This is a genomic window from Peristeroidobacter soli, assembly GCF_004138485.1.
In the GTDB taxonomy this organism is placed as follows: Bacteria; Pseudomonadota; Gammaproteobacteria; order Steroidobacterales; family Steroidobacteraceae; genus Steroidobacter; species Steroidobacter soli.
The window spans coordinates 242,217-256,833 of record NZ_RYEV01000004.1; the positions used below are offsets into that span (position 1 = coordinate 242,217).

The 14,617-nt window shown below is 62.2% G+C and carries 16 protein-coding genes; 8 read left to right on the forward strand and 8 right to left on the reverse strand.

Annotation, left to right across the window (positions count from 1 at the left end):
* Complete coding sequence (locus EKO19_RS16790; RefSeq protein WP_129777614.1) at positions 1 to 3,156, forward strand: efflux RND transporter permease subunit; 3,156 nt, start codon at positions 1 to 3, stop codon at positions 3,154 to 3,156.
* A complete protein-coding gene (locus tag EKO19_RS16795; RefSeq protein ID WP_129777615.1) occupies positions 3,149 to 4,576 on the forward strand; it encodes an efflux transporter outer membrane subunit in 1,428 nt (475 codons plus the stop codon). The genes EKO19_RS16790 and EKO19_RS16795 overlap by 8 nt, the downstream gene beginning before the upstream one ends.
* 33 nt (positions 4,577 to 4,609) lie before the next feature.
* On the opposite strand, the gene EKO19_RS16800 is transcribed toward EKO19_RS16795, so the two are convergent.
* From EKO19_RS16800 to EKO19_RS16815, 4 genes are all read right to left on the reverse strand, one after another.
* Entirely contained in the window at positions 4,610 to 4,930 is a 321-nt protein-coding gene (locus EKO19_RS16800; RefSeq protein ID WP_129777616.1) for a hypothetical protein, read from the reverse strand.
* 92 nt (positions 4,931 to 5,022) lie between these two features.
* Entirely contained in the window at positions 5,023 to 5,367 is a 345-nt protein-coding gene (locus tag EKO19_RS16805; protein WP_129777617.1) for a hypothetical protein, read from the reverse strand.
* Positions 5,368 to 5,397: 30 nt separating this feature from the next.
* Positions 5,398 to 5,724: a hypothetical protein gene (locus EKO19_RS16810; protein ID WP_129777618.1), complete on the reverse strand. Its 327-nt coding sequence runs from the start codon at positions 5,722 to 5,724 to the stop codon at positions 5,398 to 5,400.
* Positions 5,725 to 6,026: 302 nt separating this feature from the next.
* Positions 6,027 to 6,374: a hypothetical protein gene (locus EKO19_RS16815; RefSeq protein ID WP_129777619.1), complete on the reverse strand. Its 348-nt coding sequence runs from the start codon at positions 6,372 to 6,374 to the stop codon at positions 6,027 to 6,029.
* A gap of 395 nt (positions 6,375 to 6,769) precedes the next feature.
* On the opposite strand from EKO19_RS16815, the gene EKO19_RS16820 reads away from it, so the two are divergent.
* From EKO19_RS16820 to EKO19_RS16830, 3 genes are read left to right on the forward strand one after another with little or no spacing between them, the layout of a single operon-like run.
* Complete coding sequence (locus tag EKO19_RS16820) at positions 6,770 to 7,099, forward strand: hypothetical protein (RefSeq protein WP_129777620.1); 330 nt, start codon at positions 6,770 to 6,772, stop codon at positions 7,097 to 7,099.
* A 30-nt stretch (positions 7,100 to 7,129) separates the two neighbouring features.
* Entirely contained in the window at positions 7,130 to 7,480 is a 351-nt protein-coding gene (locus tag EKO19_RS16825; protein WP_129777621.1) for a hypothetical protein, read from the forward strand.
* Positions 7,481 to 7,494: 14 nt separating this feature from the next.
* A complete protein-coding gene (locus tag EKO19_RS16830; protein ID WP_129777622.1) occupies positions 7,495 to 7,821 on the forward strand; it encodes a hypothetical protein in 327 nt (108 codons plus the stop codon).
* A gap of 69 nt (positions 7,822 to 7,890) precedes the next feature.
* On the opposite strand, the gene EKO19_RS16835 is transcribed toward EKO19_RS16830, so the two are convergent.
* A complete protein-coding gene (locus tag EKO19_RS16835) occupies positions 7,891 to 8,079 on the reverse strand; it encodes a hypothetical protein (RefSeq protein ID WP_129777623.1) in 189 nt (62 codons plus the stop codon).
* A 158-nt stretch (positions 8,080 to 8,237) separates the two neighbouring features.
* Here EKO19_RS16835 and EKO19_RS16840 point away from each other — a divergent pair, with 158 nt between their 5' ends.
* Both EKO19_RS16840 and EKO19_RS16845 read left to right on the forward strand, forming a co-directional pair.
* Entirely contained in the window at positions 8,238 to 9,368 is a 1,131-nt protein-coding gene (locus EKO19_RS16840) for a zinc-binding dehydrogenase (RefSeq protein WP_129777624.1), read from the forward strand.
* A 10-nt stretch (positions 9,369 to 9,378) separates the two neighbouring features.
* Positions 9,379 to 10,536, forward strand: a complete 1,158-nt coding sequence (locus EKO19_RS16845) for an enoyl-CoA hydratase/isomerase family protein (protein WP_129777625.1) — start codon at positions 9,379 to 9,381, stop codon at positions 10,534 to 10,536.
* Between the two features lie 5 nt (positions 10,537 to 10,541).
* Here EKO19_RS16845 and EKO19_RS16850 read toward each other — a convergent pair whose 3' ends face one another.
* Positions 10,542 to 11,252 carry a glutathione S-transferase N-terminal domain-containing protein gene (locus EKO19_RS16850; RefSeq protein ID WP_129777626.1) on the reverse strand — a complete coding sequence of 237 codons (711 nt, stop codon included), beginning with the start codon at positions 11,250 to 11,252 and terminating at the stop codon, positions 10,542 to 10,544.
* A 79-nt stretch (positions 11,253 to 11,331) separates the two neighbouring features.
* On the reverse strand, positions 11,332 to 12,018 hold the full coding sequence (locus EKO19_RS16855) for an HAD-IA family hydrolase (protein ID WP_129777627.1): 687 nt from the start codon (positions 12,016 to 12,018) through the stop codon (positions 11,332 to 11,334).
* A gap of 135 nt (positions 12,019 to 12,153) precedes the next feature.
* On the opposite strand from EKO19_RS16855, the gene EKO19_RS16860 reads away from it, so the two are divergent.
* The gene (locus EKO19_RS16860) at positions 12,154 to 12,990 is read left to right on the forward strand and encodes a 5'-3' exonuclease (protein ID WP_129777628.1); all 837 of its coding nucleotides are present in this window, start codon (positions 12,154 to 12,156) and stop codon (positions 12,988 to 12,990) included.
* Here the strand turns inward: EKO19_RS16860 and EKO19_RS16865 are convergent, their stop codons facing one another.
* A complete protein-coding gene (locus EKO19_RS16865) occupies positions 12,991 to 14,610 on the reverse strand; it encodes a tetratricopeptide repeat protein (RefSeq protein ID WP_129777629.1) in 1,620 nt (539 codons plus the stop codon).
* Between the last annotated feature and the right edge of the window lie 7 nt (positions 14,611 to 14,617).

Below are 14,617 nucleotides of genomic sequence, written 5' to 3' on the forward strand. Positions count from 1 at the left end.
ATGCTCGCCAATTTTTTCGTCGGGCGCCCCATCTTTGCGTGGGTGATCGCCATCGTCATCATGTTGGCCGGCACGGCGGCCATCACCACGCTGCCCATCGCTCAGTATCCTGACGTCGCTCCGCCGACCGTGGCCATCAGTGCCACGTACGTCGGTGCGTCGGCGGAAACGGTCGAGAACAGCGTCACGCAGATCATCGAGCAACAGCTCACCGGTCTGGACGGTCTGTTGTATTTCTCCTCCTCCAGCAGCTCGAACGGCCAGGCACAGATTCAAGTCACGTTCGAACAAGGCACCAATCCCGACACCGCCCAGGTGCAGGTTCAGAACAAGGTGCAACAGGCGCTGCCGCGTCTGCCCTCCTCGGTGCAGCAGCAGGGTGTGACCGTGGTGAAGTCACAAAATGACTTCCTCATCATCGTCTCGGTTTCGGACGAGACCGATACCGCGACCGCGAGCGACATCGCCGATTACATGGTCAGCAACATGCAGGATCCGATCGCGCGCGTGCACGGCGTGGGCGGCGTGCAGGTCTTCGGTTCGCAATATGCGATGCGCATCTGGCTCGATCCGGCCAAGATGCTCTCGTACAGCTTGATGCCGAGCGACGTGCGCTCCGCCGTCGAGTCCCAGAACACGCAGGTGTCCGCCGGCAAGATCGGCGGCATGCCCTCACTGCCCGAGCAACAGCTCAACGCGACCGTGACCGCGCAGTCCAAGTTGCAAACGCCGGATCAATTTCGCGCCATCATCGTGAAGCACGATCCGAGCGGCGCGACCGTGCGCCTCGGCGATATCGCACGCGTCGAGCTCGGCAGCGAAAGCTACGACGCCGTGCCTCGCTCGAACGGTCATCCGGCGTCCGGTCTCGCGGTGAAGCTTGCGCCTGGCGCGAATGCGCTCACGACCGCGGACGGCGTCCGCAAGGTCGTCGAAGAGCTGCGCGCGTCCCTGCCCCAGGGCTATGTCATCTCCTTCCCCCGCGACAGCACGGCGTTCATCAAGATCTCCATCGAGGAAGTGGTGAAGACCCTGATCGAGGCCATCATCCTGGTGGTCATCGTGATGTGGGTGTTCCTGCAGAACTGGCGCGCGACCTTGATTCCCGCGATCGCCGTGCCGGTCGTGCTGCTCGGCACGTTCGGCGTGCTGCAAGTGTTCGGTTACTCCATCAACACGCTGACGATGTTCGCGATGGTGCTCTCCATCGGTCTGCTGGTGGACGATGCCATCGTCGTGGTGGAAAACGTCGAACGCATCATGCGCGAGGAAGGGCTCGGCCCACGCGAGGCCACGCTCAAATCCATGGGCGAGATCACCCCGGCGCTGATCGGTATCGCAACCGTGCTGTCGGCGGTGTTCCTGCCGATGGCGTTCTTCAGTGGCTCGACGGGCGTCATCTATCGGCAGTTCTCGATCACGATCGTCTCCTCGATGATTCTATCCGTGGTCGTCGCGCTCATCCTCACACCGGCGCTGTGCGCGCAGATGCTCAAGCCGCATCACGGTGAGCTGGAACATCGCGGCTTCTTCGGCTGGTTCAATCGCACCTTCGATCGCGCCGTGACCCGCTACGAGCATGGCGTCGTCAAAGTCATCAAGCGTCCGCTGCAGGGCATGCTGGCGTTCGGCGCGATCGTCGCCGTGATGGCGCTGCTGCTGCTGAGGCTGCCGACCGGCTTCCTGCCCACCGAAGACCAGGGCCAGGTCATGGTGCAGTTCACGCTACCGGCCGGCGCATCGGTGACGCGCACGCTGGAAGTGGCCAAGGCGGTCGAGAAACATTTCCTGGAGACCGAGAAGGACAACGTCAAGACGATGTTCACCATCTCGGGCTTCAACTTCAGCGGCAGCGGCCAGAACGCCGGCATGGCATTCGTGAACCTGAAGAACTGGAAAGAGCGCAAAGGCGCCAGGAACCGCGCCGACCAGATCGCGATGCGCGCCACCATGGCGCTGTCCTCGATCCGTGACGCTCAGGTGTTCTCGCTCAACCCGCCCTCCATCGCCGGCCTCGGCCAGTCGGGCGGCTTCGAATTCCAATTGCAGGCGAATGCCGGCGTCACCCGCGACCAGCTGCGACAGATGCGCGATCAGCTGATGGGCATGGCGCATGCCGATGCCTCGCTCACCGCCGTGCGTCTGGGCAGTCTCGCGGACACGCCGCAGTTGCATGTCGAGATCGATCAGGCGAAAGCCAGCTCGCTCGGTTTGTCACTCGCCGACGTCAACACGTCGTTGAGCGCTGCGTGGGCCGGCATCTACGTGAACGACTTCATCGATCGCGCTCGCGTGAAGCGCGTTTATATGCAAGCCGATGCGCCGTTCCGCTCGGCACCCGAGGATCTCTCGCAGTGGTACGTGCGCAGCGAAAACGGCACCATGACGCCCTTCTCCTCCTTCGCCACCACCAACTGGACGTACGGTCCCGAGAATCTGAGCCGCTACAACGGTCTGGCCGCCTATTCCATTCAAGGCTCGGCGGCCCCGGGCACGAGCTCGGGCACGGCCATGGACAAGATGGAAGAGCTGGTCGGCAAGCTGCCCGCCGGCGCAGGCTTCGACTGGAGCGGTCTGTCCTATCAGGAGCGTCTCGCCGGCGGTCAGAAGGCCCTGCTCTACAGCATCTCCATTCTCGTCGTGTTCCTGTGTCTCGCCGCGTTGTATGAAAGCTGGTCGGTGCCGTTCTCGGTGATGCTCGTGATTCCGCTCGGCGTCGTTGGCGCCGTGCTCGGCGCGACGCTTCGCGGCCTGGAGAACGATGTTTACTTCCAGGTCGCACTGCTGACCACGATCGGTCTGTCCGCGAAGAACGCGATTCTGATCGTCGAGTTCGCCGAAGCGGCGTACCTGCGTGGCGCGAACCTGGTCGATGCGGCGGTCGACGCGGCGCGGCTGCGCTTGCGCCCCATCATCATGACGTCACTCGCGTTCGTCGCGGGCGTGATGCCGCTCGCGGTCTCCACCGGCGCCGGCGCCAACAGCCGTATCTCGATCGGTACCGGCGTGGTCGGCGGCACACTGACCGCCACGGCGCTCGCCATCTTCCTCGTGCCTCTGTTCTTCGTTCTGGTCCGCAAGCTGTTCAAGGACCGCCCAGCCACTGCGCCTGCCCCGGAAGGCACTGTTCGGAACGAAGGAGCTCAACATGCGTAAGCAAGCGATTTCCTTCTCTCTCGCGGCGGCCGTCACCTTGGCGTTGGCTGGCTGCACGATGGCACCTCGTTATGAGCGCCCTGCCGCGCCCGTCGCCGACACCTGGCCGAGCGGCGCTGCTTACGATCCTGCGCAGGCAAGTGAGAAGACGGCGGCGGACCTGCCGTGGCGCGAATTCATTCGCGACCAGAAGCTGCAGAAGGTCATCGATCAGGCGCTCGCGAACAATCGCGATCTGCGCAGCGCGCTCGCCAATATCCAGGCGGCTCGGGCGCAGTATCGAATCCAACGCTCGGACTTGTTTCCAAAGTTCAATGGCGAATTGAGCGCCACCCGCCAGAAGAGCCTGAGCTCGTTCAATGGCACCACGGGCTCGCCCGTGGAGACCGAGTTCTACTCCGCCAGCGTCGGCTTGAGCGCGTTCGAGATCGACCTGTTCGGTCGCGTGCGCAGCCTGTCGAAGGCGTCGCTGGAATCGTATCTCGCCACGGCAGAAGCGGGTCGTGCGACGCGCATCAGCTTGATTGCCGAAACCGCGAGCGCCTATCTCACCCTGGCCGCCGATAACAGCCGGTACGAGTTGGCTCGCAGAACCGTGGACAGCGCCCAGCGAACCATGGAAGTCACGCGCAAGCGACTGGAAGCGGGTGTTTCATCCCGGCTCGATGTGCGCCAGGCCGAAACGGTATATCAGCAGGCGCGTTCGGACCTGGCCAGCACCACGGCTCTGATTGCGCAGGATCGAAATGCGCTGGAGCTGCTCACTGGCGGTCGCCTTGCGGATGAGCTGCTGCCGGCGGAGCTGCCGGAGAATCATCAATGGCTGGCGGAGGTGCCGGCGGGGTTGTCGTCATCGGTGCTGCTGGCCCGACCCGACGTTTTACAGGCGGAGCATCAGCTCAAGTCCGCGAATGCAAACATCGGCGCCGCTCGCGCCGCTTTCTTCCCGACGTTGTCACTGACGGCCAGCAAGGGGCTCGCGAGCCCGGAACTGTCGGATCTGTTCGACGACGGCGTGTCGGTGTGGTCCGTGGCACCCAATCTCGTGCTGCCGATCTTCCGAGGGGGCGAGAACGTCGCAAACCTGTCTTATGCGAAGGCTCAGCGGGACCTGTATGTGTCGCAGTATGAGCTCGCGATTCAAACCGCATTTAAAGAAGTCGCGGATGCCCTCGCCGTCCGTGGCACGATCCAGGATCAACTGGATGCGCAGCGCGCGCTGGTCGATGCGGCAGCAGACAGCTATGAGCTGGCTGAAGCGCGTTATACCAAGGGTGTGGATACGTTTCTCAACGCGCTGGATGCCCAGCGGACTTTGTATAACGCAGAGAAATCGCTCGTGTCGGCCCGGCTGACTGCGAGCGATAACGTGGTGACGTTGTATCGCGTATTGGGCGGTGGGCTCGCGGGCGAAGAGTAGCGGTTCAAGCCATCGCCGCAGCGGGCGGAGCGCTCACTCGATGACGACTCCGAGTGCCAGCGCGTGTCCGTAGCCTTGCGCGGCGCCCGGATGACAGCTGCCGTCGGTGTAGACCTGCACTCGCTTTCCCGCCATCTTCGCCGCGAGCAGCATTGCAAACATGCGCTTCTGGCGCTCGTCTGAAACGGGAAAGTAGAAGCCGCCCGCGTAAGTACAAGTCGCCGGATTGGCCGTTACGCTCGCGACGAAATAAACCATCTCGCTGCTGGGTGCAGCCGGAAAGCCCTGCACAAACTCTGTAATCTCACCCCAGTTGGTCCAGCCAGGCGCCGCGTTCGCCGCGGGAGCTGACACAAGAAGAGCTACCGCGAGGCAGCCACACACAGGACGTAATGCGCGAGTGATGATTGAAAAGCTCATGAATGCTTTTTCCAGACAGCAGTTGCTCAAGGCCTGAGCACGACGTAGTCCACGTTTTCCATGGTGCTATCGATAGTGCAGCTGCCTGTGCCGACAACCTGCAGGTGCTGTCCCGTCGCCTGCGCGGTCAGCACGACCGACAACATTGCTTTGGCCTTCTCGGTGCCCAGGAGAAACGCGTAACGAAAACCACTGGGATGCGTGGAGGCGCACGGCCAGCTTGTGTATGTATCGGATTGCAGCTCGATGAAAACCTGAGTATCCATTCGCCCGACCACCAATTGGCCGACGGTGCCCGTGCTATGCCCCGCGTGCGCCGACAGCGTGACAAACAAACCGGCCATCGCAACGAGTGAATATCCAATTTTCATTCAAATCCTGCCTGTCAGAGAGTAGTCGGTTTACATGATCACCGTGAGCGCTCGTGCATAGCCGCACGCCGTCTCGGTCGTGGTCTGTACGGTCACCGGCATTGCCTTGGTTCTGGAGGTGAGCAGCACCGCGAACGCTTCCATGGCGCCGGCGCTGTCGCGGGGTATGGCGAACCAGTCACCAGGGCTCGCGGGAGCAATACCGGTGACGCCCGTCAAACGAAAGAAGATGCAATCCAACGTTTCATGGTTGGGCTGGATCTGACTGACTGCGGCGGTATAGGTGGCACTGGCTGCAGTCACCGGGGTGACGCCGGCGAGAACGGCCACAACAACGGTCAGTAGACGGCGATTCATTCGTGCTCCCTGCAGATTGCGAATTCTTATTTGCTGTCCTGGCTCGTTGCTTTCACAAAAGACTGCTGCCTGAAATGGCGACTGTCAATGCGCAGGTTGGCTCTCGTCGCCCGATTCAGGGATTGGACTAGCTATTCGGCCGGCGCCGCGACAGTTGGCGTTGATTCTTTCGGATGCAAGCTGAATCGAGCGATCGGAAATAGATCGATAGGGAGATCAAACGATGAGAATCATCGCGCTGCTGTTAGTTGCCCTGGACCCGTCTGAAATTTGTGTTCGAGGCATATCATGATACGTCCGCGCTACCAGATATCGGGGGTCGCAATGCCACCGACCTTCGGGTAGCCGGACGTGCCCCCACCCGAACAGCCGTCATACAGTATGGAAACCGTCGATCCTTCGGCCTTGGCGGACAGTAACAGCGCGTACATGTCCTTGTAGCGCGTTTGACTCGTGTCGAGCATCGCGAACGAGTTGCCCGAGGCGCACCCTTCGGGGTTTTGCATCGTGCTGACTTTCACGTAGACCCAGGTGCTGTTGCCAAACATATATATGCCACTCACCGTGGACGCGGTTCCCCAGGTGCCCGCAACAGCGGCTCCAGACACGATCATCGACGTCATGCAAAGGAAGGTGGCAAACCGATTCAATCCCTTGTTCCTCATACACACCTCAGATTACGCAGCCAACCATTGATTCCGAGTCAGACCGAGGGGTCCAGGCTTTTTTGACACCGGTACGATGGCCGATACTGCTCGCGGCGAGGACATTTGTTATTCGCCCTCCCTGGTCTGTCGATGTCTCTTCTGCCTTAGGTTGCGTGCGCAACGATTCGCTGTCAATCGCTCCGGCGCAGCCGAAAATCGAATCAGGGAATTGCTCAACGTGGCGGGCGGGCGTCTGCGCCGGGCTTGCCGCCGATTCGCAATCGACCTGCGAAAGCAAACATGCTTCATCAGTGTCGACCCGAGACAATTGACATTGAAATTATCCGGATGCAAGCTGAATCGAGCGATCAAGAATAAATCGATACGGAGATCGAACGATGCGAATCATCGCGCTGCTGTTAGTCGCCCTGCTCCCCTGCTCGACTTTCGCCACCGTGCGAGAGACGATCACCACCATCGATCGCATCAACGCGTTGCTTCAGTATGGCGGTGGCGACATCGTCATCGACGTCGACACGCCGGTGTCGGGCTGTACCAAAGGTTTCTGGATGAGCCCGAGCGATGACCCGGGATTCAAGACGGCGTATGCGCTGTTGCTATCCGCCTATCACACCCAGACGAGCGTTCGCCTGCAGGGCGAGGATACGCAACTGTGGAGCGGCTCCGGCAGTCTCTATTGTCGACTCACACTCGCCACCTTGCTCTGATCACCACGCGACCTGTTCGAGGAAACAGCTATGAAAAAGCTGATGGTTCGGGCCACCGCCCTCGTAGCGCTCTCGCTGACCGCGCAGTGCGCCCTGTCGGACTGTGCATCTTCTCACTGCGAGGACGTCCGCGTGCTCACGCTCTATACACCGCCGGCACCGGACAACAATACGTATCTGAAAGTCAGCGGCACGACCGCGAACTTGGGTTGTTCGTTGTACGCCGGCGTCTACGTGCGAGTGCCATCGGCCTCGACACGCTTCAAGGAATACATCGCCAACCTGATGGCCGTGCAACTGGCGGAACGTGCGGTTTCATTCGGTGTCGACAGCGGCCAGAGCACCTGTACCCTCAACTCTCTTTGGACCAACACGCCGTAACCGGGGAAAACGACATGCATGGAATGACGAAGGTGATGGTGGCGTTGGCTCTATGCTCGGCGATGGGTGCGGCATCGAGCGCCGAATACAACGGGCTGGTCTCCGACATACAGCCCAATCACAGCACCGCCAATTGCTTCTTCTTCCGGCTCGAGGGCGTCACCATCACGCCGGCATCGCCTGGCAATTGGTTCGCCGTTTCCTACACCAGCAACGGCGCAAAGGAGACGTTCGCGTCGGTGCTGGCGGCGAAACTCAGCGGCGTGCCCGTTAAGGTCACGACGCTCAGTACGACCCCGACCGTTTGCAACTACGCCGAAGCAACGTACGTCGCGCTCTGAGCCGCACCGGAGCCACCGAAGTCGCAAAGGCGTCGCTCCGGCGCCTTGCCGCATCGGCCACAGGCAATGTCACTTCTTCTTTGAGGTCTTTCTCCCCGACGCCGCCCGCTTCTTCGAGGCCTTCTTCTTCGGCCATCCCTTCTCCATCCGATCGTACGACTCCTTGCTCACCGTCGAGCGCGACTTCGGCCGGCTCTTCCCCGCGCGCTTGCGCCGATTGATGTTCGCCACGAGCGAGTTCTTGCGCTTGCTGGCCATGCAACCTCCGAGACCGGGTCGACAATCACGCCTCGGTAACGGCTGCATTCGGGAATTGGTTCGCCTGTCGGTACAAATCGCGCACCCTTGACCGCGAGTGCGTCGGCATCGCGCCGTGGTGTACCCTGGGCGTCTAAATCGACACCGCGGGCTTTCCCATGAGCGACTCGAATCTGCAGCTGCGATCCCTGATCACCGCCAACGGCGAGCTGCAGCTCTCGTTGCGTCAGGCAAAAATACCCGAGCCGGCCGCGGATGAAGTGGTCATCAAGGTATTGGCCTCGCCGATCAACCCCTCGGACCTCGGCCTGCTGCTGGGCCCTGCTGATCTCTCGACCGCCCAAGCCGGCGGCACCGCGGACAGCCCGACGATCACCGCGAAGATTTCACCCGACCTGATGAAAGGCATGGCCGCCCGCATCGACCAGGCCATGACCGTCGGCAACGAGGGTGCCGGGGTGGTCGTGAAAGCCGGCGCGGATGCGCAGAAGCTGGTTGGGAAAACCGTGGCCGCACTCGGTGGCGGCATGTACGCCCAATACCGGCTCGTGAAGGCCGCGGCCTGTCTGGTACTGCCGGAAGGAACGACGCCTGCCGAAGGCGCCTCCTGCTTCATCAATCCGCTCACCGCCCTCAGCATGGTCGAGACCATGCGACGCGAGAATCACACCGCCCTCGTTCACACCGCCGCCGCCTCGAACCTCGGACAGATGCTCAACAAGATCTGCCAGAAAGACGGGGTCCCGCTCGTGAACATCGTGCGTAACACCGAGCAGGCAGCAACCCTTCGCAAGCTCGGCGCGAAATACATTTGTGACAGCACGTCCGCGAACTTCATGGCCGAACTGACCGACGCCGTCGCCGACACCGGCGCCACGCTCGCGTTCGATGCCATCAGCGGCGGCAAGCTCGCCAATCAGATTCTCATTGCCATGGAAGCCGCCATCAATCGCAAGCAGACGACGTACAACCGTTACGGCTCGCCCGTGCACAAGCAGGTGTATACGTACGGCGTCCTCGACACTCGTCCCATCGAGATCGATCGCAGCAACGTCGGCATGGCGTGGGGCGTGGGCGGCTGGCTGCTGACTTACTTCCTGGAGAAGATCGGTCCGCAAGCCACGCAGCAGCTGCGCGCACGGATCGTGGCCGAATTGAAGACCACCTTCGCCAGTCACTACACCGCGGAGATCTCATTGATCGAGGCTCTGCAACCCGACGTGATCAGGGCTTACAACCGGCGCGCGACCGGCGAGAAATACCTGATCAATCCGAACAAAGGTTTCTGACAGATCCACGATGAATTCCGGCTCCAGTCCCTCGGCGCAAGCCGACAGCGCCGGCGTGCGCTTCGAAGAAATTCCCACGCGACACGGATTCCGCCTGGGCATCGCACAGCTCAACGCCGAGAAATCGTTGAATGCGTTGTCGCTGCCCATGATCCGGGCGCTCGATCCTCAGTTGCGACGCTGGGCGAACGATCCGGAGATTGCGTGTGTGATCCTGCACGGCGCCGGCGAGAAAGCGTTCTGCGCGGGCGGCGACATTCGCAGTCTCTACAATTCACTCAAGGAACAGCCGGGCGCTCTGCCGCATCCGGTGGCGCTGGATTTCTTCGCCGAGGAATACCGGCTGGATTATCTGATCCATCGCTATCCGAAACCGCTGCTCGTGTGGGGCAGCGGCATCGTGCTGGGCGGTGGCCTGGGATTGATGGCCGGGGCGAGTCATCGCGTCGTCACTGAGACGTCACGCCTCGCCATGCCGGAAGTCACGATCGGATTGTTTCCCGATGTCGGCGCGAGCTGGTTTCTACGGCGCATGCCGATCCGCCTGGGATTGTTCATGGCGATCACCGGCGTGCAGATCAACGGACGCGATGCCGTCGTCGGTGGACTGGCGGATCATTTTCTACGAGCCGGCGATCGAGAGGCGCTGCTCGCGCGGCTGCCCGGCGCCGGATGGACCGCCGACGCAACAGAAAACCGTAAGGTGCTGTCCGCCCTGCTCCGGGAGTTCGCGAGTCAGGCAACGGGCCTCATGCCGGCGTCCAACTTCAAAGCCAATGAGCAAGAGATCCAAACGTTCTGTCGCGGCGACTCGGCCGAGGAGATCGTGTCTCGAATCGCTCGTTACGATGGCGATGAGGAATGGTTGCAGCGTGCTGCGAAAACGCTGGTTGCGGGCTCACCCACGTCGGCAGTACTGGGCTTCGAACTGCAACGCCGTGCGCAGCACCTCGACCTCGCCGATACGCTGCGACTCGAGCTCATCGTCTCACTTCACTGCTGCGCGCGACCGGACTTCGTCGAGGGCGTGCGGGCGCTGCTGATCGACAAAGATCACCAGCCGCAGTGGCAACCGCGCACGCTCGCCGAAGTCACGCCGGAGTGGATCGACGGTCACTTCATCGCGCCCGCCTGGCCCGGCTCCAAACATCCGCTCGCGGATTTGTAACCGCGTTATTTCTTCGGCGTCGGCGGAATGTTCAGGCCCGCTTCCACCGCGGGCCGCGACAGGAACGAGTGCAGCACCCGCTGCACGTTCGGAAAATTCCTGAAACCCACCAGCTCGCCGGCCTCGTAATAGCCGACGAGATTGCGCACCCACGGGAAGATCGCGATGTCGGCGATGGTGTACTGATCGCCCATCATCCAGCCTCTGCCTTCCAGGTGCTTGTCGAGCACGCCGAGCAGCCGCTTGGATTCGTTGATGTAACGATCGCGCGGCCGCTTGTCTTCGATTTCCTTGCCGGCGAATTTATGGAAGAAACCGACCTGGCCGAACATCGGTCCGATGCCGCCCATCTGGAACATCAGCCATTGAATGGTTTGATAGCGCAGGATCGGATCCTGTGGCATGAGCTTGCCGGTCTTGTCGGCCAGATAGATCAGGATGGCGCCCGACTCGAACAGCGCCAGCGGCTTGCCGCCCGGGCCGTTCGGATCGAGGATGGCCGGAATCTTGTTGTTCGGGTTCAGCGACAGGAATTCCGGCGAGAGCTGATCGTTGGTGTCGAAACTGACCCGATGCACCTCGTACGGCAGACCGATTTCTTCCAGCGCGATCGAGGCCTTCACGCCATTCGGCGTGGGCAACGAATACAGCTGCAGCCGGTCGGGGTGCCGGGGCGGCCACTTCCTGGTGATGGGGAACGCTGAAAAATCTGCCATGACGGGGTCCTCGGTAGTGCTGCCATTGTCGCACTATCGCCGCGCCCGGCGACTACGCGATCGAGGAATAAGTGTCATGTCAGATTTTCCTCGTGGACGCGGAGCCAATCTGCAACCGACCGTCTGGCCGGTTTGTGGCGTGCAGGCCGCTGTAATCCACGTAGGTCGGATGCGGGGTATCCATGGCGTGCTGATGTGTGGCCGTAATGACCACCACTGCCGCGCCCGCGGCTTCACCGGCTCGAATGCCTGCTGCCGCGTCTTCAAACACCACACAGTCATCGGCGGTCCAGCCGAGCCGTCGCGCGGCGAGTTGGTAGCACGCGGGGTCGGGCTTGCCTTTGGGAATGTCTTCGGCGGTGATGAACACGGACGGTGGCGAGAATCCGGCCGCGGCCAGGCGCCGATCGGCGAGCGCGCGCGGCGCCGATGTGACAATCGCCCAGCGATCCCTGGGCAGCGTCGCGACAAATGCCTGCGCCCCGGCAATCGCGCGCACGCCTTCGATGTCTTCGATCTCGGCCAGCATGATCTCATGAGCTTCGGCGACGGGATCGATGCCAGGAATGTTCAGCTGACGCACCGAGTCCACCGCTCGCTGGCCGTGAATGCCGTGCAGGAAGGTGCGGGCATCGATGCCGAAGCGGGCGGCCCAGCGAGTCCAGACTCGTTCGGCGGCCTCGATGGAGCTGAGCAGCGTGCCATCCATGTCGAACAGAATCGCCGCGAACGAGCGGCCGTCGAACAGAGCATCGGATTGAGTCATTCCAGCGCCGGATTTCCAGAATCTGACCGTAAAGTAACACACCGCGCCGGCCCGACGCTCGGGCTTGCCCGGTCGCGGGCAGCCCGCCCATTGCCTCGTTCGACGCAAACCCGGTGCGCGTGTCAAACTGCGTGCATGATCATCCACCTGGTCGACGGCACCTACGAGCTGTTTCGTCATTTCTACGGCCTGCGCCGCTTCAACAAGGGCAACGACAAGCCGCTCGGCGCGGTCAACGGCGTGCTGCACACGGTGCTGGAGCTGATCGAACAAGGCGCGACGCACGTCGGCGTCGCGACCGATCACGTCATCGAATCGTTTCGCAATCAGCTGTGGGCGGGCTACAAGACCGGCGATGGCATCGAGCCTGCGCTATGGGCGCAGTTTCATCCGCTCGAGCGCGCGCTGGTCGCGATGGGGGTCGCGACCTGGCCGATGGTGGAGCTCGAAGCGGATGACGCTCTCGCCTCGGCCGCGCACCTCGCCTCGCTCGATCCGCGTGTCGAGAAGATCTGCATCTGGACGCCCGATAAAGATCTCGCTCAATGTGTGCAGGAGGATCGCATCGTGCAGATGGATCGCAAGAGCAAGGCGATGCGCAATGCCAGGGACGTGCAGGACAAATTCGGCGTGCCACCGGCGTTGATTCCGGATTTCCTGGCGCTGGTGGGCGATACCGCCGACGGTTATCCCGGGCTCGAAGGCATCGGCAAGGTCGGCGCGGGACGCCTCGTCAGCAAATACGGCCCCATCGAGAAATTCCCCCCCGAGGTGCTGAGCGGCGAGCGATTGGAGATGGCACTGCTGTTCAAGAAACTCGCGACACTGCGTACGGACGCCCCGCTGTTCGACAGCATCGATGCGCTCCAATGGCGTGGACCCAAGGAAGAGTTCACGGCGTACGCGGAGCAATCTGGCGATGCGCGTCTGCTGGAGCGCTGCCGGAAAGCGGCAGCGAAGCTCGCCGCTTAGCTATCTCCTGGAAAGATACTGCCGCGCTTCCTTGACGGCGGAGCGCGGCGAATCGGGCACGGCCAGTTCGATCAGTTGAGCGTAATACGCTCGCGCATTCGCCTCGTCCCCCGCCTCGCGAGCCGCGGTCGCCGCACCCAGGACGCTGTTGAAACGTCGCGGATACAGCTGCAACGATTTTTGATACGCCGCCAGCGCGTCGGTCGGCTTCTTTTGCTCGGTATAGAGATCGCCGAGCAACTCGTACGCCGGCAAGGTTGGCGCAGGCGTCACGGGATGTTTCGGTGTCGCGCCTTCCAGCGCCGCCGCCTCGCGCATGATCTCGACGCTCTTCGCCTCCTCACCCTGCACGTGCGCCGACCACGCCGCCAGTTCCAGATTCAGCACTTTGATACTTCGAGCAAACAGATCCTCATCCGCCTTGCGGGCGACGCCTTCCAATGCATCGAGCCGCGTGAGCGCGACCTGCACCTCGTCGTTCTTGCCTGAGTGAGCGCATCCGAGGCCACGTGCGAATCGCGCCGTGGCTTCCGCCCACATGAACCGGTCCCAATCCAGATACGCAGGCATGCGCGGCTCGATCTTCGACGCAGCTTCCCAATCGCGACGTTCGAGCGCGTAGCGAGACTGCGTGGATGCAAGATGGAACGCGGTCTTGAACGTCGGCTCCAGCCGCGGCATGTCCTGCAATCGGTGCAGCTGTTCGGCCGCCGGGTCATCCGCGCCTTCCTGCAGATACGCATAGACCAGATATTCGATGGCATGCGCAAACTCGTCCCAGACAAACTCGCCCTGCTCGCCTGCCGGATATAGCAACGCCGCATCGGCGGCTCGCAGGTTGCCCTTGATCACCCCGTCCCAGTCGCCCAGACGCGTATAGATGTGCGTCGGCATGTGCAGAGCGTGCGGATTGTTGGGCGCGATCGAGTCGTATTTCTTGGTGATCTCCAGCAGCTCGTGCTCCCGACCCGGCACGTCGTTGGCGTGCACGAGGTAGTGCATGACGCCCGGATGATCGGGGTGCTTCTGATACACCCTCAGCAGAATCGCAGCCGACTCATCCGCGTGCTCTCGCAGGTTGCCGCTGGTCGGACTCGTGGCAAGGTGTGACAGCGCGTAGAAGATCGCCGCTTCGTCGTCGCCCGGTAGCGCCTCGTAGGCCTGCTTCGATGCCTGTTCCCAACGACGGATGCGCGCCCAGTAATCCGGCGACTCAGGCTGAGTGAAGAACGCTTCGGCCGCGTTGATGAACAACACTTCCCGCGGACTCGACGGCAGCGACTTTGCCTTCTGCACCTCCTGCCATCCGCGAGCGAGCGCAGCCGCGTTGGGACGCGTCGGCCACAACGGCTGAAACAACGTCATCGCCACGCCCCAATGCGCCATCGCACAGCCCGGCTCGGTCTGAAGGGTTTGCTCGAATGCCTCCCGCGCCTGCGGATATGTCATGTGATGAAGGAGCGTGACGGCTTGATTGAACTGCGCCTTCGCCGGTGCCGAGCACGACACCGGGAAATCGACGGTTCCGAGCGAGGCATGATCATGCTCAGTGGCACCGACCGGCCCGGCCAACAGCGCCACCAGCAACAACGTTTTCCGCAAGTTGGGCCTGACCGCCATGCTCGCC

What these genes read in the sequence shown, in the direction of transcription:
- EKO19_RS16790 (WP_129777614.1), top strand. Translation starts at nt 1, where the DNA reads ATGCTCGCCAATTTTTTCGTCGGGCGCCCCATCTTTGCGTGGGTGATC.
- EKO19_RS16795 (WP_129777615.1), top strand. Translation starts at nt 3,149, where the DNA reads ATGCGTAAGCAAGCGATTTCCTTCTCTCTCGCGGCGGCCGTCACCTTG.
- EKO19_RS16805 (WP_129777617.1), bottom strand. Translation starts at nt 5,367, where the DNA reads ATGAAAATTGGATATTCACTCGTTGCGATGGCCGGTTTGTTTGTCACG.
- EKO19_RS16810 (WP_129777618.1), bottom strand. Translation starts at nt 5,724, where the DNA reads ATGAATCGCCGTCTACTGACCGTTGTTGTGGCCGTTCTCGCCGGCGTC.
- EKO19_RS16820 (WP_129777620.1), top strand. Translation starts at nt 6,770, where the DNA reads ATGCGAATCATCGCGCTGCTGTTAGTCGCCCTGCTCCCCTGCTCGACT.
- EKO19_RS16825 (WP_129777621.1), top strand. Translation starts at nt 7,130, where the DNA reads ATGAAAAAGCTGATGGTTCGGGCCACCGCCCTCGTAGCGCTCTCGCTG.
- EKO19_RS16830 (WP_129777622.1), top strand. Translation starts at nt 7,495, where the DNA reads ATGCATGGAATGACGAAGGTGATGGTGGCGTTGGCTCTATGCTCGGCG.
- EKO19_RS16835 (WP_129777623.1), bottom strand. Translation starts at nt 8,079, where the DNA reads ATGGCCAGCAAGCGCAAGAACTCGCTCGTGGCGAACATCAATCGGCGC.
- EKO19_RS16840 (WP_129777624.1), top strand. Translation starts at nt 8,238, where the DNA reads ATGAGCGACTCGAATCTGCAGCTGCGATCCCTGATCACCGCCAACGGC.
- EKO19_RS16845 (WP_129777625.1), top strand. Translation starts at nt 9,379, where the DNA reads ATGAATTCCGGCTCCAGTCCCTCGGCGCAAGCCGACAGCGCCGGCGTG.
- EKO19_RS16850 (WP_129777626.1), bottom strand. Translation starts at nt 11,252, where the DNA reads ATGGCAGATTTTTCAGCGTTCCCCATCACCAGGAAGTGGCCGCCCCGG.
- EKO19_RS16855 (WP_129777627.1), bottom strand. Translation starts at nt 12,018, where the DNA reads ATGACTCAATCCGATGCTCTGTTCGACGGCCGCTCGTTCGCGGCGATT.
- EKO19_RS16860 (WP_129777628.1), top strand. Translation starts at nt 12,154, where the DNA reads ATGATCATCCACCTGGTCGACGGCACCTACGAGCTGTTTCGTCATTTC.
- EKO19_RS16865 (WP_129777629.1), bottom strand. Translation starts at nt 14,610, where the DNA reads ATGGCGGTCAGGCCCAACTTGCGGAAAACGTTGTTGCTGGTGGCGCTG.